This is a genomic window from Tropicibacter alexandrii, from assembly GCF_003667315.2.
Lineage (GTDB): Bacteria > Pseudomonadota > Alphaproteobacteria > Rhodobacterales > Rhodobacteraceae > Tropicibacter > Tropicibacter alexandrii.
Window position 1 is genome coordinate 212829 of the sequence record NZ_RCTZ02000006.1, and the last position, 20174, is coordinate 233002.

At 65.6% G+C, this 20174-nt stretch carries 18 protein-coding genes; 6 read left to right on the plus strand and 12 right to left on the minus strand.

The genetic code is table 11. The features are described 5' to 3' along the window. Window positions 1-14 precede the first annotated feature (14 nt). Complete coding sequence (locus D8Z78_RS10360; RefSeq protein WP_121633404.1) at window positions 15-611, minus strand: TetR/AcrR family transcriptional regulator; 597 nt, start codon at window positions 609-611, stop codon at window positions 15-17. A gap of 87 nt (window positions 612-698) precedes the next feature. On the opposite strand from D8Z78_RS10360, the gene D8Z78_RS10365 reads away from it, so the two are divergent. From D8Z78_RS10365 to D8Z78_RS10375, 3 genes are read left to right on the plus strand one after another with little or no spacing between them, the layout of a single operon-like run. Continuing rightward, a complete protein-coding gene (locus D8Z78_RS10365) occupies window positions 699-1106 on the plus strand; it encodes a hypothetical protein (protein WP_121633402.1) in 408 nt (135 codons plus the stop codon). Then, on the plus strand, window positions 1106-1609 hold the full coding sequence (locus D8Z78_RS10370; RefSeq protein WP_121633400.1) for an anthrone oxygenase family protein: 504 nt from the start codon (window positions 1106-1108) through the stop codon (window positions 1607-1609). Before D8Z78_RS10365 ends, D8Z78_RS10370 begins: the two co-directional genes overlap by 1 nt. Then, window positions 1609-2250, plus strand: coding sequence for a LysE family translocator (locus D8Z78_RS10375; protein WP_206169666.1), 642 nt, complete (start codon window positions 1609-1611; stop codon window positions 2248-2250). Before D8Z78_RS10370 ends, D8Z78_RS10375 begins: the two co-directional genes overlap by 1 nt. A 198-nt stretch (window positions 2251-2448) precedes the next feature. Here D8Z78_RS10375 and D8Z78_RS10380 read toward each other — a convergent pair whose 3' ends face one another. The 10 genes from D8Z78_RS10380 to D8Z78_RS10425 form a co-directional block, all read right to left on the minus strand. Beyond that, window positions 2449-3525 carry a BMP family ABC transporter substrate-binding protein gene (locus D8Z78_RS10380; protein ID WP_121633395.1) on the minus strand — a complete coding sequence of 359 codons (1077 nt, stop codon included), beginning with the start codon at window positions 3523-3525 and terminating at the stop codon, window positions 2449-2451. A gap of 27 nt (window positions 3526-3552) precedes the next feature. Further along, window positions 3553-4476 carry an ABC transporter permease gene (locus D8Z78_RS10385; protein ID WP_206169667.1) on the minus strand — a complete coding sequence of 308 codons (924 nt, stop codon included), beginning with the start codon at window positions 4474-4476 and terminating at the stop codon, window positions 3553-3555. Window positions 4477-4488: 12 nt separating this feature from the next. Continuing rightward, window positions 4489-5574 carry an ABC transporter permease gene (locus D8Z78_RS10390; RefSeq protein WP_121633393.1) on the minus strand — a complete coding sequence of 362 codons (1086 nt, stop codon included), beginning with the start codon at window positions 5572-5574 and terminating at the stop codon, window positions 4489-4491. Between the two features lie 21 nt (window positions 5575-5595). After that, a complete protein-coding gene (locus tag D8Z78_RS10395; protein ID WP_121633390.1) occupies window positions 5596-7119 on the minus strand; it encodes an ABC transporter ATP-binding protein in 1524 nt (507 codons plus the stop codon). Then, the gene (gene xdhC, locus D8Z78_RS10400; protein ID WP_121633389.1) at window positions 7086-8012 is read right to left on the minus strand and encodes a xanthine dehydrogenase accessory protein XdhC; all 927 of its coding nucleotides are present in this window, start codon (window positions 8010-8012) and stop codon (window positions 7086-7088) included. The genes D8Z78_RS10395 and xdhC overlap by 34 nt, the downstream gene beginning before the upstream one ends. Further along, window positions 8002-10449 carry a xanthine dehydrogenase molybdopterin binding subunit gene (gene xdhB / locus D8Z78_RS10405; protein WP_121633387.1) on the minus strand — a complete coding sequence of 816 codons (2448 nt, stop codon included), beginning with the start codon at window positions 10447-10449 and terminating at the stop codon, window positions 8002-8004. The genes xdhC and xdhB overlap by 11 nt, the downstream gene beginning before the upstream one ends. Beyond that, window positions 10446-11828, minus strand: a complete 1383-nt coding sequence (gene xdhA, locus D8Z78_RS10410) for a xanthine dehydrogenase small subunit (RefSeq protein WP_121633385.1) — start codon at window positions 11826-11828, stop codon at window positions 10446-10448. The genes xdhB and xdhA overlap by 4 nt, the downstream gene beginning before the upstream one ends. A 174-nt stretch (window positions 11829-12002) precedes the next feature. Beyond that, window positions 12003-12473 carry an SRPBCC domain-containing protein gene (locus D8Z78_RS10415; RefSeq protein WP_240672081.1) on the minus strand — a complete coding sequence of 157 codons (471 nt, stop codon included), beginning with the start codon at window positions 12471-12473 and terminating at the stop codon, window positions 12003-12005. 13 nt (window positions 12474-12486) lie between these two features. After that, a complete protein-coding gene (locus D8Z78_RS10420) occupies window positions 12487-12813 on the minus strand; it encodes an ArsR/SmtB family transcription factor (protein ID WP_121633383.1) in 327 nt (108 codons plus the stop codon). A gap of 78 nt (window positions 12814-12891) precedes the next feature. Next, on the minus strand, window positions 12892-13485 hold the full coding sequence (locus D8Z78_RS10425) for a MarR family winged helix-turn-helix transcriptional regulator (protein ID WP_240672083.1): 594 nt from the start codon (window positions 13483-13485) through the stop codon (window positions 12892-12894). 150 nt (window positions 13486-13635) lie between these two features. Between D8Z78_RS10425 and D8Z78_RS10430 the strand changes: the two genes are divergently transcribed. The 3 genes from D8Z78_RS10430 to D8Z78_RS10440 all read left to right on the plus strand — a co-directional run bounded on the left by D8Z78_RS10430 (window position 13636) and on the right by D8Z78_RS10440 (window position 19894). Then, on the plus strand, window positions 13636-15135 hold the full coding sequence (locus D8Z78_RS10430; protein WP_121633379.1) for an MDR family MFS transporter: 1500 nt from the start codon (window positions 13636-13638) through the stop codon (window positions 15133-15135). A 115-nt stretch (window positions 15136-15250) separates the two neighbouring features. Further along, window positions 15251-18751, plus strand: coding sequence for a DNA polymerase III subunit alpha (gene dnaE / locus D8Z78_RS10435; protein ID WP_121633377.1), 3501 nt, complete (start codon window positions 15251-15253; stop codon window positions 18749-18751). A 90-nt stretch (window positions 18752-18841) separates the two neighbouring features. After that, window positions 18842-19894 (plus strand): hypothetical protein, encoded by a 1053-nt coding sequence (locus tag D8Z78_RS10440; RefSeq protein ID WP_121633375.1) that lies wholly within the window; start codon window positions 18842-18844, stop codon window positions 19892-19894. 12 nt (window positions 19895-19906) lie between these two features. Here D8Z78_RS10440 and D8Z78_RS10445 read toward each other — a convergent pair whose 3' ends face one another. Further along, window positions 19907-20104 (minus strand): SlyX family protein, encoded by a 198-nt coding sequence (locus D8Z78_RS10445; RefSeq protein ID WP_121633373.1) that lies wholly within the window; start codon window positions 20102-20104, stop codon window positions 19907-19909. Between the last annotated feature and the right edge of the window lie 70 nt (window positions 20105-20174).

The window sequence follows — 20174 nt, forward strand, 5'->3', positions numbered from 1 at the left end:
TGGTCGTTTCGTCGTCAGCCAAGAAGTTGGCGAAGGAGCCTGACAGCCCGCTCGGATCGCTCTTGGCAATAGGTTTTTGATGGTTGCGGAAGGCGACCGATGACCCGTCTGATCTGCTGGTCGCCGACCAGCAAGTCGAGGTAAAGCGCCACGGCCTCCCCGGTCTGTTCGAACTCTAGCGCGCCTTCCTCGCGGGCGCGTTGCAAGACCCGTTCGAGAAGCGGGAAAACCGCCTCGCGCCCGGCCTTGGACAGGGTCGCGCCCAATTCACCGCTGCTGTCGGCAGCGGCGGCCCGGTTCAGCGCGACGGCCCTGTCGCCCGTGAGCAGGGTCAGCAGTTTCGGCCCAAGCGTGCCCAAGATGGACATCGCATCGTGGTCGCTCTCCAGTTCGGTTTCGAGATGCTCTTTCACCTCTTGTGCATTGCGCGTGACGAGCGCCTGAAACAGGCCCTGCTTGTCCCCGTACCAGTTGTAGAGCGTCTCGTTCGAAGCGCGGGCGTGTTTCGCGATGCCCAGCATCGACGTGCCGCCGTAGCCCTTGGCTTCCAGCACCGCATAGGCCGCGTCTTCGATCTGCTGTTGCCGCAGCGATCTTTTTTCCTCGCGCATTCTCGTCTCCTGCGTGTTGACAATATCCGTAACTGTAATTACGGATATTTGCAACCGTAATTTAATGTACGCATTTGGAGATGACCCATGACCCATGACGACCGTCAGGCCCTTGCAGCCCTGGCCACGCTGATCCTGCTGCAACTCATCATGCTTTCGGCGCTTTATGCCGGCATCCGGCCGCATCCGCCGATTGCGACCCCGCTCTTCGGGATCGCGCCGTTTCTTGGCGCCTCGGTCTGTGTCGCGGTGTCGGCGATGATCGTGCAGCCGCTTGCAACCCCCGTCGGGCGCGGACTAAGCGTGCTGGCGGCGCTGTTGGCGCTGGTGTCGTTCGGGCCGCAAAAATACTTCGATGCGCAGTTCACCCTGATCTGGCCCGCCGTGATCCTTGGCCAGGTCGCGGTGCTCGTGATCTGCGTTCGCGTCCTGAAGGCAGCCCGCCACGCGGGCGACACGGGCCACATCGCGGCCACGTCTTCGGGGCAAGCCTGATGGCCCGCCTTCTCATGCCGATGTCGATGCTTTCGCTGCTGAGCATCGGCGCGATTTTCGGCTTCTTCTATGCATGGGTCTGTTCGACCATGTGGGGCCTCGACGCAACCGACCCCCGTGTTGCCATCAAAGCGATGCAAGCGATGAACGCGTCGGTCCGCAACCCGGTCTTTTTCCCGGCCTTCTTCCTGACGCCAGTCATTCTTGGTCTGACCGCATTCATCGCGGCGCGTCAAAACTGCCGGAGGTCAGCGGCGTTGTTTGCGGCCAGTGCGGTGGTCTATTTCACCGGCGCGCTGCTGGTCACCGCATTGGTCAACGTGCCGATGAACGATGCCCTTGCGCAGGTGATCGTGCCAACGGACGAGAGCTTGGCCGCCGAGACATGGCACGGCTATTCCGCGCCATGGCAATTCTGGAATACGCTCAGAACCCTCGTCAGCGGGCTGGCCCTGCTTTTGACCGGCCTTGCCATCTATTCTTTGCACCCGGAGGCGTCGTGATGGAAGTGCACCTTCTGACATTCGCCCTTTTGGCGCTGGTCGTGGTGATGACGCCCGGACCGACGGTTCTGTTGGCCTTGTCCAACGGGTCCCGGTTCGGCCTTGGGGCGGCAGGCTACGGCATCGCAGGCGCGGCGCTGTCCGACGGCGTTTTGATCGCGGCGGCCGGTCTGGGGTTGGGCGCGATTCTGACCACATCCGCCGTTCTGTTCAACATCGTGAAATGGGTTGGTGTCGCGTATCTGGTGTGGCTTGGCCTTCAGATGGTGCGGTCCTCGGGTGTGTCGGAGGCGGTCCCCGCGCACCCAACCGGGCAAAGCCCGCGTGCATCCCGGTCCAAGCGGGCCTTGTTCCGCAAGAGCTTTCTCGTCGCGGTCACCAATCCTAAGGGCTACCTGTTCTTCACTGCATTCCTGCCGCAGTTCCTCGTCCCGTCCGAACCGCTGCTCATGCAATACGTCTTGCTCGCCCTCGTCTTCATTGCCGTCGACGTGGCGGTGATGGCCGCCTATGCCGGGCTGGGGGCAAGGGCCATTCGGTTTCTGAACGCCCGTGGCGCGCTTTGGATCGACCGGACCTGTGGCGGATTGCTCATCACCCTCGGCGGCGCTTTGGCACTCATCCGGCGCAGCGATGTGTAGCCGTCTGTTCGGCCCGCGCCCCACGGATATTCGGGCCATGTGCAGCATCCGGGTCCTCGCACTTGACGCGGGGGGACACCGATTGTCGGCGATACCGTTCCCCTGACGATGCCGGAAACGCCAAGGGGCCGACCTTGCGGGCCGGCCCCTGTTTATTCAGTCGGGAGGCCCCGGGGCAGGCCCGGGGCGGGTGTCGCCTTAGTTCGGCACTTCGGCGGTCAGACCTTCGACGTAGAAGTTCATGCCCAAGAGGTCGCCATCGGGCGCGGTCTCGCCCTCGGCCAGCCAGACGGAGCCGTCCTGCTTGTTGATCGGCCCGGTGAAGGGGTGGTACTCGCCCGAGGCGATCTTGTCCTTCAGTTCCAGCGCCTCGGCCTTCACGTCCTCGGGGACCGCGTCGGTGATGTCACCGATGCCGACCATGCCCGCGCCGATGCCGTCCCACGTGTCGGTCGATTCCCAAGTGCCATCCAGAACCGCCTGCACGCGGTCGATATAGTAGGGCGCCCAGTCGTCGATGATCGACGAGACGCGCGGCATGGGCGCGTATTCCGCCATGTCCGACGCCTGACCAAAGGTGATGACGTTGCCCGCCTCTTTCGCGGCGGCCTGCGGCGCGGTGGAGTCGGTGTGCTGCAGGACCACGTCCGCGCCGTTCTCGATCAGCGCGCGGGCGGCGTCGGCCTCTTTCGCCGGGTCGAACCACGTGTACAGCCAGATGATCGAGAATTCGACATCCGGGTTCACCTTCTTGGCGTGGATATAGGCCGAGTTGATGCCGCGGATGACCTCGGGGATCGGCACCGATGCGATGTACCCGATCTTGTTGGTCTTGGTCATCGAGCCCGCGATATGGCCCTGAATGGCGCGGCCTTCGTAGAAGCGCGCGGAATAGGTCGACACGTTGTCGGCCCGCTTGTAGCCGGTGGCGTGCTCGAACTTCACGTTCGGGAACTTCTCGGCCACGGCCAGCGTCGGGTCCATGTAGCCGAAGGAGGTGGTAAAGATGATGTCCGCACCGGACAGCGCCATCTGGGTGATCGCGCGCTCGGCATCGGCGGATTCCGGCACGTTTTCCTGATAGATGGTCTTCACGCGGCCATCGAAATGGGCCTCCATCTTCTGGCGGGCCTGATCGTGTTCGTAGGTCCAGCCCCCGTCACCCGGCGGTCCGATATAGATGAAGCCAGCGGTGACCTCCGGGTCCTGCGCGAAGGCGCCGGTGCCGAGGCTCAGCGCCAGAGCGGCAGAGGCGAGAAGCGTTCTTCTTTTCATTTTCAAACTCCCTGTTGGTTGAGTGTCTTAATGGGTTGCGTGGAAGGATCGTCCCAGCGAGGCAGGTGCGCCATGCACGCCGCGCGCCGAGATGATGACAAGCACGAGGATCGTGATGATATAAGGCGAGGCCGACAAGAGCGAGACCGGCACGTTCGCCCCTGCGGCTTGCAGGTTCAGCTGCAACACGGTGACGCCGCCGAAGAGGTAAGCGCCCACGGCCACGCGCCCCGCGCGCCAACTGGCAAAGACGACGATGGCCAGCGCGATCCAGCCTGCGCCGGCGGTCATGCCCTCGGTCCATTGCGGGACGCGGACGAGGGACAGGTAGGCCCCGCCCATGCCTGCGCAAGCCCCGCCAAACAGGATCGCCGCGATGCGGATCGGGATGACCTTGTAGCCCAGTGCATGCGCAGAGTCGTGGCTTTCGCCCACCGCGCGCAGGATCAGCCCGGCGCGGGTGTATTTCAGGAAGGCCCAGACCGCGACCACCAGCAGAAGCGAGACATAGACCATCGCGTCATGGCTGAACAGCATCCGGCCCACGATGGGCAGGTCCGACAATACCGGGATGTCCAGTTTCGGCATGGGGGGGGATTTCATCCCCTCATAGGGTTTGCCAATCAGGCTCGACAAGCCCAACCCTGCCAATGTCAGGCCAAGGCCCGTGGCGACTTGGTTCGACAGCAGGAACTGTGTCAGCAGGGCAAAGACGAGCGAGAGCGCTGCGCCAGCAAAGGCCGCAGCGACAAAGCCGAACCCCGGCGAGGTCAGGGTGACCGCCACGGCAAAGCCCACCACCGCGCCGGTGATCATCATGCCCTCGACCCCGAGGTTCAGCACCCCGGCCTTTTCCACCACCATCTCGCCGATGGCCGCCAGCAGGATCGGCGTGGCCGAGATCATGATCGAGGCTATCAGCAGCGCGGGGTTGATCGATCCGAAATCCATATCCGCTTCCCCTTATGCCGCCGCGCCTGCGCCGAAGCGCAGCCGGTAGTTCGTGAACACATCCGTCGCCAGCAGGAAGAACAACAGCATCCCCTGAAACAGTTGGATCGCGGCACCCGGCAAGCCCAGCATCAGCTGCGCCAGCTCGCCGCCGATATAGGTCAGCGCCATCAGCAGGCCCGCCAGCAGGATGCCCACCGGATGCAGACGGCCCAGAAAGGCGACGATGATCGCGGTAAAGCCGTAGCCCGCGTTGAACTTGTCGGTCAGCTGGCCTGCGGGGCCGGTGACCTCGAACAACCCGGCCATACCCGCCAGCGCGCCCGCCAGCCCCAGACACAGAAAGACGATCCGCGCCGGGCTGACGCCTGCGAACCGGGCCGCACGAGGGGCCTCGCCCGAGAGACGGATGTTGAAGCCCTGAATATGGCGGCTCATCAGCACATAGGCGGCGATTACCGCGATGAAGGCCGCGACGACCCCCCAATGCATGCCGGTATTGGCGACGATCTCGGCATTGTGCACCGCGTCCCATTGCTTGAAATTGCGCGAACCGGGGAAGCCCATGCCCTCGGGGTTCCTGAGCAAACCCGTCGACATGGCGATCAACACGTTCTGCGCCACATAGACCAGCATCAGCGACACGAGGATTTCATTGGTGCCGAACTTGGTCTTCAGCACCGCTGGGATCATCGCCCATGCCCAGCCCCCCAAGGCCCCCGCGACGATCATCAGCGGAAAGATCAGCACGTTTTCAGACGGGTAGAAGGCAAGGCCGACCCCTGCGCCGCAGACCGCGCCGATGATGTATTGCCCCTCGGCCCCGATATTCCAGATGCCGGCCTTGAAGCCGATGGACAACCCGATGGCGATCAGGATCAGCGGCCCGGCTTTGACCAGCAGTTGCGGCCGCGAATAGGCGGCGAATTGCGGGTGAAAGAGAGGGTCCCAGAAAATCGTGCGGATCGCCTCGAACGGGTCAGCGCCCAGCACCGCGAACAGCAGCCCGCCCACGATCATCGTCAGCGCCACCGCCAGAAGCGGCGTCGTCGCCGTCCACAGCCGCGAGGGTTCGGGGCGTTTCTCAAGCCGGATCATGCGCGGCCTCCTGCACTCGTCTCAACCGTCCACATGGGCGACCTCCATGTCATGCGCGCCGCCCATCATCAGGCCGATCTGCTCGATATCCAGCTCGGTCACCGGGCGGATGGACGACAGGCGCCCCTCGTTCAGCGCGCCGAACCGGTCCGAGACCTCCATCAGCTCATCGAGGTCCTGAGAGATCACCAAGACCGCCGACCCCTGCGCCGCAAGGTCCAGCAGGGACTGCCGGATGAAGGCCGCCGCCGCCGCGTCGACACCCCATGTGGGCTGGTTCACCACCAGCACGTCGGGGGTCTGGACGATCTCGCGCCCGACGACGAATTTCTGCAAGTTGCCGCCCGACAGCGCCCGCGCCGCCACATGCGGCCCCGGCGTGCGCACGTCGAAGCGTTCGATGACGTCCTCGGCAAAGGCGCGGCTTTTTCCCCACGAGATAAACCCGTTCGACAGCAGCCCCATCCGGCGAGAGGCCGTCAGCACGCCGTTCTCGATCAGGCTCATATCGGGGGCGGCTGCATGGCCCAGCCGTTCCTCGGGGCCCGACAGCAAACCCGCCTCGCGGCGCGCATTCGGGCCCATGCGGCTGACATCGCTGCCTTTCAGCCTAACCATGCCCGTCTCGGACAGCCGCTCGCCCGACAGGGCCGCCAGCAATTCGTCCTGCCCGTTGCCCGCAACGCCGCCAATGCCCAGCACCTCGCCCGCGCGCAGATCGAACCCGATCTCGCGCAGCGGCGTGCCAAAGCTGCCCGGCGCCGGCTGCGACAGCCCCTTGACGGACAAAAGCACATTGCCCAGCACCTTGTTCTGCGCCTGAGGCGCGGCAAAGCTGGAGCCGACCATCATCTCGGCCATCTCCCGCGCGGTGGTCTCGCTTGGGGTGCAGGTGCCGACATTCTTGCCCAGCCGCAGGATCGTCGCGTGGTCGCACAGTGCGCGGATTTCCTCCAGCTTGTGGGAGATATACAGGATCGAGGTCCCCTCAGCCTTCAGTTTCCGCAGCGTTTCAAATAGTATATCCACCTCTTGCGGGGTCAGAACGCTGGTCGGTTCGTCCATGATCAGCAGCTTGGGGTCTTGCAGCAGGCAGCGGATGATCTCCACCCGTTGCCGCTCGCCCGCCGACAGGGTGCCCACCGTGCGCGACGGGTCCAGCGGCAGGCCGTAGGTTTCGGACACCTCGCGGATTTGCCGCGCCAGATCGCGCATGGGCGGCGGCGTCTCCATTCCCAGCGCCACGTTTTCGGCCACGTCCAGCGCATCGAACAGCGAGAAATGCTGGAACACCATCGCCACGCCGGATTGCCGCGCCTCGGAGGGTTTCGACGGTGTATAGCCCGCGCCGCGCATCGTCATCGTGCCGTTGTCGGGCTGCACCAGCCCGTAGATCATCTTGACCAAAGTCGACTTGCCCGCGCCGTTTTCGCCAAGCAGCGCGTGAATCTCGCTTTCGCCAATGTCGAACGACACGGAGTCGTTGGCCACGACGCCGGGATAGGCCTTGGTCAGCCCATTGATGCTGAGGAGGGGTGTGTCCACTCTCTGTCGTCCCTTTTTGCAAGCGTGAGTAGCTGGGCCGCGACCCCGATGGCAATGGCATGTGGGGCCTTGCCCAGCTGTTTTTGCCCGATTGGGCAGCAGATGCGGTTTATTTGGGCGTCGGCATGTCCCAAAGCGCGCAAGCGTTTGCGAAACCTCGCCCATTTGGTGTCCGACCCGATCAGCCCGGCGAATCCAAAGCCGTGCTCCAGCGCCGCGTGGCATAGGGCCAGGTCCAACTCATGGCTGTAGGTCAGGATCAGGTGATGGGCGTGGTGCGGGGCCAAGGCCATGGCGCGTGCCGGTTCGGGCGTGGGCAGGGCGGTGATGCCGTCGGGGATGTCCGGAAACCGCTCCGGCCCGGTATCGACCCAAGTGATGGCCCAATCGGGCAAGGGGCTGAGCACATCGACCAGCGCCCGGCCCACATGCCCCGCGCCCCAAATCCACAAGGCCCGCGACGGGCGCAGGACGGGCTCGATGAACCAGCCTTGCACCATCTGTGCCACCGAGGCCGCGCCTTGTGCCCGCGCCCGGTCCAGCACGCGCTGCACCGCCAGCGGGCGGTCGCCCGGCCCCCGCGCGATCACATCGCCTTCGGGCACGGTCGTGGCATCAAAAACCTCGGTCAACAGCGTCACCGCCCCGCCGCAGCATTGTCCCAGTTCCGGCCCCAGCGCGTGCCGACTGAAGCCGGTTCGCGTGAACGCTGCCTGCGCCGCCTGCCATTCCAACGCGCCGCCGCCGATGGTGCCGGATTGACCGCCCTGCCAGACCAGCATCGCCGCGCCGACCTCGCGCGGCGAAGACCCCACGACCTCGGCGATCACCACGCGCGCGACGCGGCCATGCGCGGCCACCGCCGCGCGCAATCCGTCCAGATCAAACCCCATCGCGCACCCGTTGCACGGCGGCCAGCAAGCGTTCCGGTGTCGCGGGCGCATCCAGCATCGGGTAGCCGGTGCCGCAGGTCGCCACCGCGTCGGACAAGGCCATCAGCACGGAAATCCCGTGCATGAAGGGCGGCTCGCCCACCGCCTTGGACCGATAGATCGTGTCCTCGGGGTTGCGCCTGTGGAACAGCGCCACGTTGAAGATGTCGGGCCGGTCCGAACAGGCGGGGATCTTGTAGGTCGAGGGCGCATGGGTGCGCAGCCGCCCCTGCGCGTCCCACACCAGTTCCTCGGTCGTCAGCCATCCCGCGCCCTGAACGAAACCGCCCTCGATCTGACCCAGATCGATGGCTGGGTTCAGCGAGGCGCCACAATCATGCAGGATATCGGTGCGCAGGATGCGGTTCTCGCCAGTCAGCGTGTCCAGCACGACCTCGGAACAGGACACCCCGTAGGCGAAGTAATAGAACGGCCGCCCCTGTCCCTTCATCCGGTCCCAAGTGATCTCGGGCGTCTTGTAGAACCCGGTCGACGACAGGCTGACCCGCCCCTCGTAACACAGCTTCGCCGCCTCGGCGAAGCTCAGCTCGTGCCCGCCGACCGTCACCAACCCGTCGTCGAAAACGACGTGCTCGGGGGCATTTTCGAACAGTTCGGCCAGATGCACCGCCATCCGCCGCCGGATCTGCGCGCAGGCGGCGCGGACCGCCATACCGTTCAGGTCCGACCCCGACGACGCCGCCGTGGCCGAGGTGTTGGGCACCTTGGAGGTGTCCGTCGCGGTGATCCGCACCGCCTCCATCGACACGCCCATCATCTGTGCCGCCACCTGCGCCACCTTCTGGAACAGGCCCTGTCCCATCTCGGTGCCGCCATGGTTCAGCGCGATCGAGCCATCCTGATAGACATGCACCAACGCCCCCGCCTGGTTCAGGTGCGTCAGCGTGAACGAAATCCCGAATTTCACCGGCGTCAGGGCGATGCCCTTCTTCAACACCGGGTTGGCGTCGTTCCACGCCTGCACCGCCGCCCGGCGCGCCGCGTAGTCACAGCTTGTCGCCAGCGCCTCGGTCATCTCATTCAGAAGAAAGTCCTCGACCCTCTGGCCATAAGGCGTCGTCTGACCGGGCCCTTGGTCGGGGATCGGCCCCGCAGGGACAACCGAAGCGGCCCCGCGCGATGCCATATCCTCGGCCAGTTCCGCTTCCCCGACCCCATGCTTCTTTGGTCCCGAAATACCTTCGGGGGAGCGCGAGGGGGCAGACGGCCCCCTCGTATCCAGCCTATCCACGGGCGCATCGGCATAGTAATTCGCCTGCCGCACCTCCAGCGGGTCGCGACCCACGGCATGGGCCACATGGTCCAGCACCCGCTCGATCCCCAGCATGCCCTGCGGCCCGCCAAAGCCGCGATAGGCTGTGGCGCTCTGGGTGTTGGTCTTCAGCCGGTGGCTTTCGATCCGGACATTGTCCAGCAGGTAGGCGTTGTCGGCGTGCAGCATGGCGCGGTCGGCGACTGGGATCGACAGATCCTGCGCCCAGCCGCAGCGCGCGTACTGGGTGAAATCCACCCCCAACAGACGCCCCTCGTCATCGAACCCCACGCGATAAGCAATCCGGAAATCATGCCGCTTGCCGGTGATCATCATGTCATCGTCGCGGTCATAGCGCATCTTGGCCGGGCGGCCCGTCGCATGCGCCGCCACGGCGCAGGCCACGGCCAGCGCGTTGCCTTGGCTTTCCTTGCCGCCGAAACCACCGCCCATGCGGCGGGTCTCCACGCGCACCGAGTGCATCGGCAGACCCAGCGCCTCGGCGACCTTGTGCTGGATCTCGGTCGGATGCTGGGTCGAGCCGTGCACGACCATGTCGCCATTATCCTGCGGCAGGACGAGACAGGCCTGCCCTTCGAGGTAGAAATGCTCCTGCCCGCCCATCTCGATCACGCCGTCCAGCACATGCGGCGCGCTGTCGATGGCCTTGGCGGCGTTGCCCTTTTCCCAGATGCGCGGCCCGTCCTCGAAACGCGAGTCGGCTGCCAGCGCGTCGTCGATGGTCAGCAGGGCCGGGCGTGGGGTGACGGTCATCCGGCCCAGCCGCGCCGCCTTGCGCGCGGCGAGGTGGCTGGTCGCGGCAACAAGGAAAACCGGCTGGCCGAGATACTGGATATGCTTGCCCGAAAGCAGCGGCTCGTCGTGGTTCGAGGGGGAACAGTCGCAGGGCCCGGGCAGGTCGCGCGGGCGCCAGACCTGCACGACGCCGGGGGCGCTGCGGGCCTCGGACACGTCCAGATCGGTCAGGGTGCCCGCCGCGTGTTCGGACAGGCCAAACGCCAGATGCAGACAGTTCGCGGGCACCGGGATGTCATCGACATAGCGCGCGGCGCCGGTCACATGCAGGGGCGCCGCGTCATGGGGCAGGGGCTTGCGCACGCTCATGGCGTCACCTCCAGAACCGAGGTGCTGCCGCCCAGATCCTCCAGCAGGTAGCGGGTCAGCATGTTGCGCGCGGCGGTCAGACGGTATGCCGCCGAGGCGCGCATGTCGGACATCGGCTGGAAGTCCTGCGCCCACGCGTCCCAAGCCGCTTCCAGCGCGGGTTCCTCCCAGCGTCTGCCGATCAAGGCGTTCTCCACATGGGTGGCACGTTTCGGAATGCCCGCCATGCCGCCAAAGGCGATGCGCGCGGCGCTGACCATGCCGTCTTCGATGGTCAGGTTGAACGCGCCGCAGACGGCGGAAATGTCCTGATCGAAGCGTTTGGACAGCTTGTAGACCTTCAGCCGGTCGGGCTGGTGCGGGATCGTCACGGCCTCTACGAACTCGCCGGGGTGGCGGTCCTGCTTGCCATAGTCGAGGAAGAACGCCTCGATCGGCATCTCGCGCCGTGTTTCGCGGTAGCGCAGGTGCAGCGTGGCGCCAAGCGCGATCAGCACCGGAGGATTGTCCCCGATGGGCGAGCCATTGGCGATGTTGCCGCCAATCGTTGCCGCGTTGCGCACCTGCGTCGATCCGTAGCGCCGCAGCATCTCGCGGTAGGATGGGTGATCACCCATCCTACTTCTGAGCGTCTCGATCGAAACACCGGCCCCGATCCGCAGGCCCTGTTCCGTGTCCTCGATCCGTTGCAGATCGCGGCAGCGGTTGAGAAAGATCACCTCGGGCAGGTCGCGCAGTTGCTTGGTCACCCACAGGCCCACATCCGTCGCCCCGGCAACCAGCGTGGCCTCGGGGTGGCGGGCGTAAAGCTCGGCCAACTCGTCCGCCGTTTCCGGCGCGTGATGCGGACCCTGCCCGGCGCTCGGGTCCGCGTGTTGCCCGGGGAAATCGAGATCGCGTTTCAGCCAGTCCGGCACGGGGCTGTTTGCCGCCGCCTGCGCGGCGCGCACGATCGGCGCATAGCCCGTGCAGCGGCACAGGTTCCCGGCCAGCGCGTCGTCATGCGCCGTCTCGCCGTTCAGATGCGCCACCGCCATCGACATGACGAAACCCGGCGTGCAAAACCCGCATTGGCTGCCGTGGTGGTCGACCATCGCCTGTTGCACCGGGTGCATCTCGCGCCGTGGTCCTTGCAGGCCCTCGACGGTCCGCACCGCGCGGCCATGCAGCTGCGGCAGGAACAGGATGCAGGCGTTCAGCGCCTTCGCCCCGTCCGCGCCCGAGACCATCACGGTGCAGGCACCGCAATCGCCTTCGTTACAGCCTTCTTTCGTTCCGGTGAGGCCGCGATCCTCGCGCAGCCAATCGAGCAGCGTCGTGGTCGGGTCCACGTCGCGTAGCTCCACGCTCTCTCCGTTCAGAAGAAACGTGATATCCATGTGAAATGCCCGCCGCCTTACCAAACCTGGTCGGGTGTCCCCGATCTGCGTGCCCTCGATGCGGCGTAGAAGGCGCGCCCGTCCCTGTCATTCCCACAAGGCTAGGGGGCGGGCGCGGGGGTGCGCAAGGAAAAAATGCCCGGTTTCGGGGCGACGGCCCGCGTTATGCCCATTTCAGAGGCTTCGGGCCACGGTCTCCATCTGGCTGGCCGCGGTGCCCCACCCGTCGTGAAAGCCCATATCCGCATGCGTCTTGCACGCCTCGGGCGTCAGGTGGCGCACGGTGATGTGGTAATCGGTGCCGCCCTCCGTGGCGGTCATGGTGATTTCGGCGGAAAAGGGCAGGTCCTGCGGGCCGGCGGGGCGGAATCGGGCCGTCATCACGTTGGTCCAGACCAGCCTTTCGCCCGGCTCCGCCACGAGGATGCAACCCGATCCGGCCATCTCGCCATGCCCGGGCACGTTCATCACGGTGTCGAAGGCGCCGCCGGGAAAGGCCTCGATCCGCGCATGGGTGGTTTCCACCGGCTTCGGCGCAAACCAGTCCTTGAGCAAGTCCGGCTCGGTCCAGCAGCGCCATATATTGGCCGGGCTGGCCTTGATGTGGCGGTGCAGTTCGAGGTCGGTTTCGGGGTTGAAGTCCATGATCGCGTTCCTGTCAGTTGGGGCGTTCCAGCCGTTCCGCCAGCGCGGCAAGGCGATCCGTGCGCCCCTCCCACAGCTTGCGTTGTCTGGCCAGCCAATCCTCGGCCCGCGCCAACGGCTCCGGTCGCAGCGACAGGGTGCGCACGCGCCCGACCTTTTCGCTGCGCACCAGTCCGGCCTGTTCGAGGCGCGTCAGGTGCTTGAGGAACGAGGGCAGGGCCATCTCGTGCCCGTCATGCAGGTCGGTGACGGAGGCGGGCCCCGTCACCAGCCGTTCGATCACCGCGCGGCGGGTCGGATCGGCCATGGCGGCAAAGAAGCTGTCGAGTTGGTTAGCCATGTGGCTAGGTTTTCACGCCAAGCGAGTCTGCGCAAGGAAAACTTTCCCTTCCGGCTAACCAATCCGCTTTGCACGGGGTCAGATGTCGGACAGCTGGTCCCTGAGGCGGGCGATTTCGTCGGTGACGGGCGCACCGGGGCAGGCGGCACTTTCGGACCACGCGGAAAAGCGTTCGAGCAGCGGCAGGAAGGTGCTGATTTCTTCCATCGTCCAATCCTTGAGGTAAGAGCCGAGCACGAGGAACTTGTAATGGCGGATCGCCTCGACGATTCGCGTGCCGCTTTCGGTCAGTTCCAGCACGGCGCGGCGGGCATCCTGCTGGCTGACCGCGCGTTGCACCAGCCCACGCTTGATCAGGTCCGACGTGATGCGGCTGGCGCGGGACGGGTCGATGTTGAGCCGTGTGGCCACGGTCGAGACCATGGTCTCGGCCTCGTCATCATCCGGGCCGAATTCGTTGTCAGGCGCCCAGACGGCCATCAGCACATCCATCTGCGCAAGGTCCAGTTCCAGCCCCAGCTCGTTGAGCGCGCGAATCCCGAGTTCCCGTTTGAAGACCCGTCGGCGCCAAACCTGCAACACGGCATCGATGTCGAGCGCCGCCTGTGCATGCGCATCGTCGATGCCGACTTTGGCCAGTTCCGTCTTCAGTTGGTCGTCGCGATCACCCAAGCTTTCACTCCTCAAATTACATGCTGTTGACATGTAAATGCTTCGCTCACATATTTGGGGCAAGATAACAAGGACGCAGATGCCCCAACCCCGCCCGGTGCCAAGCCCGGTTGGCGGGCGGCGTGTCGTGATTAATGGAAGAGTGCGCGCATGTCACTTGCAGAAACCGAAGACCCCGTTGCCACTGGCGCAGCCTATGCCGCGCCACCCGACCGCAGGACCGTGCGGCTGACGCTGTCGGCGGTGGCGGTGACGTTGCTGTTTGCCTCGCTCGGTCAGACGATCGTTTCGACGGCGCTGCCGATCATGGTCGCCGATCTGGGCGGCATGGACCGGCTGACTTGGGTGATCACCGCCTATCTGCTGGCCTCGACCATCGCCGCGCCGGTGTCGGGCAAGCTGGGCGACATGTACGGACGCAAGGCGGTGTTGCAGGTCTCGATCGGCGTCTTCGTCGTCGGGGCGGTGGTCTGCGGCATCGCGGGCACCATGACGCAGGTCATCGTCGGTCGCGCGATCCAAGGCGCGGGCGGCGGGGCGCTGATCGTGACCTCCATGGCGGTGGTCGGCGACCTGTTGCCGGCGCGCGAACGCGGTGCGGCGCAGGGCATCATGGGCGCGGCCTTTGGCGTGTCGACGGTGATCGGGCCGCTTATGGGCGGGTTCATCGTGCAGACCGTGGGCTGGCACTGGATCTTTTTCGTGAACCTGCCGGTGGGGGCGGTGGCCTTCGTCGTGCTGGGCATGGCGCTTCCGCGCCGCCTGTCGCGCGAGAAACGGCGGGTGGACTATCTGGGCGCGGCGATGCTGGCGAGCCTGCTGTCGGTGATCGTGCTTCTGCCCAACGCGGAGGCCAAGGGCGGGCTGATGGCGTTGGGGGCGCTGGCGCTGGCGGGCTTCGTGCTGGCCGAGATGCGCGCGGCCGAGCCGATCCTGCCGCTGGGCCTGTTTCGCAACAACAGTTTCGTCGTCGTGAACCTTGTGGGCATCCTCGTGGGGGCGGCGATGTTCGGCACGATCACCTTCCTGCCGCTATTCCTGCAGATCGTCAAAGGCGTCTCGCCCACGGCGTCGGGCCTGTTCCTCGTGCCGATGATGGCGGGGTTGATCGGGGCGTCGATGGTGTCGGGCAAGCTGATGGCGCGCACCGGGCGCTACAAGCTGATGCCGGTGCTGTCGACCGGCGTGCTGGCGCTGGCCATGCTGGGCTTGACCCAGATGGGGGTGGACATGGCGCTGTGGGTGATCGGACTTTTGATGGTGCTGGTGGGGCTGGGCCTCGGCCCGGTGTTCAGCATCGGTGTCGCTGCGATCCAGAACGCCATTCCGGCCAGCCAGATGGGCGTGGGCACCGCGAGCGCCAACATGTTCCGGCTGATCGGCGGGTCGGTGGGCACCGCCGGGTTCGGGGCGTTGTTCAGCGTCGGGCTGGCGGCGCGGCTGTCGGGGGTGCTGCCGAATGCCGATCAGGGGCTGTCCTCGATCGGGGCGCGGACGGTGGCGGCTTTGCCGCCCGAAACCCAAGCCCGGGTGATGGATGGCTTTGCCGAGGCGCTGCACCCGGTGTTCTGGCTGGCGGCCGGGGCCGCTGCCGTGGCCTGTGTGGCGTCGATGGCGCTGCGGGAGTTGCCGTTGGGGGAGCGCGCCTGAGCGGCGTTTGCGCAGGCGGAGCGACCCGGGGCGCTGCCCCGGACCCCGCGGTATTTCGGGCCAGAAGAAACCGGGGGCTCTGGTCTCGGTCCGGGTGGCGGTCTAGGATCGCGACATGTCCAATCCCCGATTCATCCACCTGCGCGTCCATACCGAATATTCCCTGCTCGAAGGGGCCATCCGGTTGAAGAAACTCCCCGGCCTGATCGCCGGGATGGAGATGCCCGCCGTCGCGGTCACCGACACCAACAACCTGTTCGCCGCGCTGGAATTTTCCGTGGGCGCCAGCGGCGCCGGGGTGCAGCCGATCATCGGCTGCCAGATGGACTTGCGCTATGAGGAACCCGCGCCGGGCCAGCGCCCAAAGCCGCCCGCGCCGGTGGTGCTGCTGGCGCAGACCGAGGCCGGGTATGAGCACCTGATGAAGCTCAACTCGTGCCTGTATATGCGCACCGATGGCGAGTTGGCGCATGTGACGCTGGACGAGTTGGCGCAGCATTCCGAGGACATCATCTGCCTGACGGGCGGGCCGGACGGGCCGGTCGGACGCCTGCTGCGCAACGGCCAGCGCGGGCCTGCGGCAGAGCTGATGACGCGCCTGCACCGGATCTTTGCGGATCGGCTGTATGTCGAATTGCAGCGCCACCCGATGGAGGATGGCACGCCGCCCGAGGCGGAGGCGCTGACCGAGCGTGGCTTTGTCGAGATGGCCTATGACATGGGCATTCCGCTGGTGGCGACGAACGACGTCTACTTCCCCAAATCAGAGATGTACGAGGCCCACGATGCGATGATCTGCATCGCCGAGGGGGCCTATGTCGATCAGGCCGAACCGCGCCGCCGACTGACGCCGCAGCATTACCTCAAGACGCCGCAGGAAATGGCGGTGCTGTTCGCCGACCTGCCCGAGGCGCTCGAGAATACGGTGGAAATCGCGCGGCGCTGCGCGTTTCAGGCCTATCGGCGCAACCCTATCCTGCCGAAATTCGCCGATGACGAGGTCGCGGAACTGCGGCGTCAGGCGAATGAGGGCTTGCAGGCGCGTCTGGCGGTCATCCCCCATGCGGTGACGCCCGAGGAATATCAGGAACGGCTCGATTTCGAGTTGGGCATCATCGAGGGCATGGGCTTTCCCGGCTACTTCCTGATCGTTGCGGATTTTATCGGTTGGGCCAAGGCGCATGACATTCCGGTGGGGCCGGGGCGGGGCTCGGGTGCGGGTTCGCTGGTGGCCTATGCGCTGACGATCACCGACCTTGATCCCTTGCGCTATTCGCTGCTGTTCGAACGCTTCCTGAACCCGGAACGGGTGTCGATGCCCGACTTTGACATCGACTTCTGCATGGACCGGCGCGAAGAGGTGATCCGTTATGTGCAGGACAAATACGGCCATGACCGGGTGGCGCAGATCATCACCTTTGGTGCGCTTCTGTCCAAGGCGGCGGTGCGCGATATGGGGCGGGTCTTGCAGATGCCCTATGGGCAGGTGGACCGCCTGTCCAAGATGATCCCGGTCGAGGGGGTGAAACCCGTCAGCATCGAAAAGGCGCTGAAGGACGAACCGCGCCTTGCCGAGGAGGCAAGGAACGAAGAGGTCGTGGACCGGCTGCTGAAATACGGCATGCAGGTCGAGGGGCTGTTGCGGTCTGCGGGCACCCACGCGGCGGGGGTGGTGATTGCCGACCGCCCCACCGATGAATTGGTGCCGCTGTACCGCGATCCTCGGTCTGAAATGCCGGCCACCCAGTTCAACATGAAATGGGTCGAACAGGCCGGTCTGGTGAAGTTCGACTTCCTCGGTCTGAAGACGCTGACCGTGGTGCAGAACGCCTGCAACCTGATCTTCAAATCCGGGCGTCCCTTGCATGTCGCGGCCGATGGCGTGCAGCTGTATGAGCCCGCCGAGGGGGCCGAGAACCAGATCAACCTCATCCCGCTGGATGATGAAAAGACCTATAAGCTGTATGCGGCGGCCAAGACCGTCGCCGTGTTCCAGGTGGAAAGCTCGGGCATGATGGATGCGCTCAAGCGCATGAAGCCCACCTGTATCGAGGATATCGTGGCGCTCGTGGCGCTGTACCGCCCCGGCCCGATGGAAAACATCCCCGTCTATTGCGAGGTCAAGAACGGCATCCGCGAGATCACCTCGGTGCATCCGTCCATCGACCATATCCTTGCCGAGACGCAGGGCATCATCGTCTATCAGGAACAGGTGATGCAGATCGCGCAGGTCATGGCGGGCTACAGCCTTGGCGGCGCCGACCTGCTGCGCCGCGCGATGGGCAAGAAGATCGCCGAGGAAATGGCCAAGGAGCGCCCCAAATTCGAGGAAGGCGCGCAGAAGAACGGGGTCGACAAGAAAAAGGCCTCGGAGGTGTTCGACCTTCTGGAGAAGTTCGCGAATTACGGCTTCAACAAATCGCACGCGGCGGCTTATGCGGTGGTGTCGTATTACACCGCGTGGCTGAAGGCGAACCACCCGGTCGAATTCATGGCGGGCGTCATGAACTGCGATATCCACCTGACCGACAAGCTGGCCGTGTATTTCGAAGAGGTCCGCAAGGGGTTGAAACTGCCCTATGTGCCGCCCTGCGTGAACCGGTCCTTGGCGATGTTCGACGTGGTCGATCAGGAACTGGTCTACGGGCTGGGCGCGCTGAAGAATGTCGGCGTCGAGGCGATGAACCTGATCGTGCAGGGACGTGGTGAGAGGGCTTTTGCCACGCTCTATGATTTCGCGCGGCGCGTCGATCTGAAGAAGATCGGCAAGCGCCCGCTGGAGATGCTGGCGCGGGCCGGGGCCTTCGACCAGCTCGACAGCAACCGGCGGCGGGTGTTCGACAGTCTCGATGCGCTGGTCGCCTATTCGGCGGCGATCTTCGAACAAAAGGCCAGCGCGCAGGTGTCGCTGTTTGGCGAGGCGGGCGATGACCTGCCGGAACCGCGCATGTCGCCGGTGCCGGATTGGCTGCCCGCCGAAAGACTGGCCGAGGAATTCAAGGCGGTGGGCTTCTACCTGTCCGGCCACCCGCTGGACGACTACATGGCGGCGCTGAAACGCCAAGATGTCAGCACGCTCGAAGAGGTCGAGCGCAAGGCCATGCGCGGGCCTTGTATCGCGAAACTGGCCGGTGTGGTCGCCGGGCGGCAGGAACGCAAATCGGCGCGCGGCAACCGCTTTGCCTTTGCCCAGCTGTCCGACCCGACCGGCGCCTATGAGGTCACGCTGTTTTCCGAGGCGCTGGAGAAATCCCGCGAGCATCTGGAAACCGGGTCCAAGGTCGTGGTCACCGTCGAGGCGACGATGGAAAGCGACCAGCTCAAGCTGCTGGGCCGATCCGTCGCGCCGGTGGATTCGGTGGCGTCCAGCGGGACCCCGGCGGGCATGCGCATCTATATCGAGAACGCGGGCGCGCTGGGCCATATCGCCACCGTGCTGGGCCGCGCGCGCGAACAGATGCCCAAGGCCCCGCGCGGGCCGGTGACATTGGCGCTGAACGATCACGGCTTGCCCGGCGAGGTCGAGGTCGACCTGCAGGAAATGTTCCCGGTCACGCCCGAAATCCGCGGCGCGGTGAAGTCGCTGGACGGGGTGCTGGCGGTCGAGGAATTGTAAGCGCCGAATTGCCGGGTTGGGCGGTTTGGCTGGACCTGCCCCCGGCTTGGCGGCTATGACGGCGGGAAGAGTTTTCCACCGGAGAGGCGCATGCAGCGTATCGCCACAGCCCTGACCTTGGCCGTCCTGCTGGCAGGCTGCGCCGGTGATCCGTTGAAATCCGTGCCCCGCGTGGGGGATGTCGAGATCGCCGAGGCCGCGGGGCAGGCCGATATCGCCGCCCCCGAAGAGGGCGCGGACCGGCCCGTGGCCCCGGCCCCGGAAACGGAGGCGCCGCAAGGCGGGCTCATGGGCTTCCTGAAACGCAAGGCGGATGAGGGCGCCGCTGCCGAAGCGGCACCCGTCGCCGTCGATGCGGCGGACGAGGCCCCGGAAATCGAGGCGCCCGATCTTGCTGCGTCCGATGTCGAATCGCCCGCGCCCCGGCGCGGCCTGTTTGGCCGTATCCTGCGCGGTGAGGCCGGGCGGGACGCAGGCACCGATCCGGCACCGCAGCAGGTGGCCATGGTCGCCCCCGAGGCCGAGCCGGACGCGCCACTCGCCGAAGCGCGACCCGGTTCCGCCCCGAAACGTGGCCTGTTCGGGCGCATTCTCGACGGGGATGCCGGCGATGAACGCCCCTCTGTTTCAGCCCCGGTGATGGACCCGAATGCGCCGGATGCCCGGCAGATCGCCTTTGGCACCCGGCTGCCCTTTGGCGAGGTGGCGCGGCTCTGCGACGTGCCCGCGCGGCAATTGGGCAAGCGGGCCGGTGGCTATCCCGAGCGCGGCGCGCAGTACATGCTGTATGACAGCGCCCCCGGCGAGACCGGCCCGCGCAGCTATTACCTGACCGGCTTCAAGGACGGGTGCGCGCGCCAGTTCACCGCCGCGCTGGTGCTGTTCGGCTCGCCCGAAAGCTATGAGCAGATCCATTACGGGCCTGCGGGCAAGGCACAACCCAAGGCGCAGACCGATGCCGCCTATGAGCTTGTGAAGTCGCGCGTGTGCCGCGTCGGCAAGGGCAAGCCTTGCGGGTCGGCCATGTCACGGCTGTCGCGGGACACGGTCTTTGTCAGCGTGTACGAACGCTTCGACAGCAATCCGCGCTGGAAAAACATCCTGCTGCATGACGGCGCGGTTGTCGCCGTGGACATGAAGTGACCTGATGTCGGATCAGTAATGTGGCGGGCGCTCATCGCCGAGGATGACGCCGCCCGAACCTTCGGCCTCACGCGCGGCCTCGCGTTCCAGCAGCATGGCGACACGGTGGGTGAGGCGGTCGATTTCCTTGGCCTGCTGCGCCACGACGTCGGACAGGTCGTCGACGGTGCGTTCGAGATGGGCGAGGCGTTCTTCGATCGGGTTGGTCATGTCGGGCCTTTCTGTCGCAGGGGCTTTGCCCCTCTTGGCCTGCGGCCAATTCACCCCACGGTATTTCGGG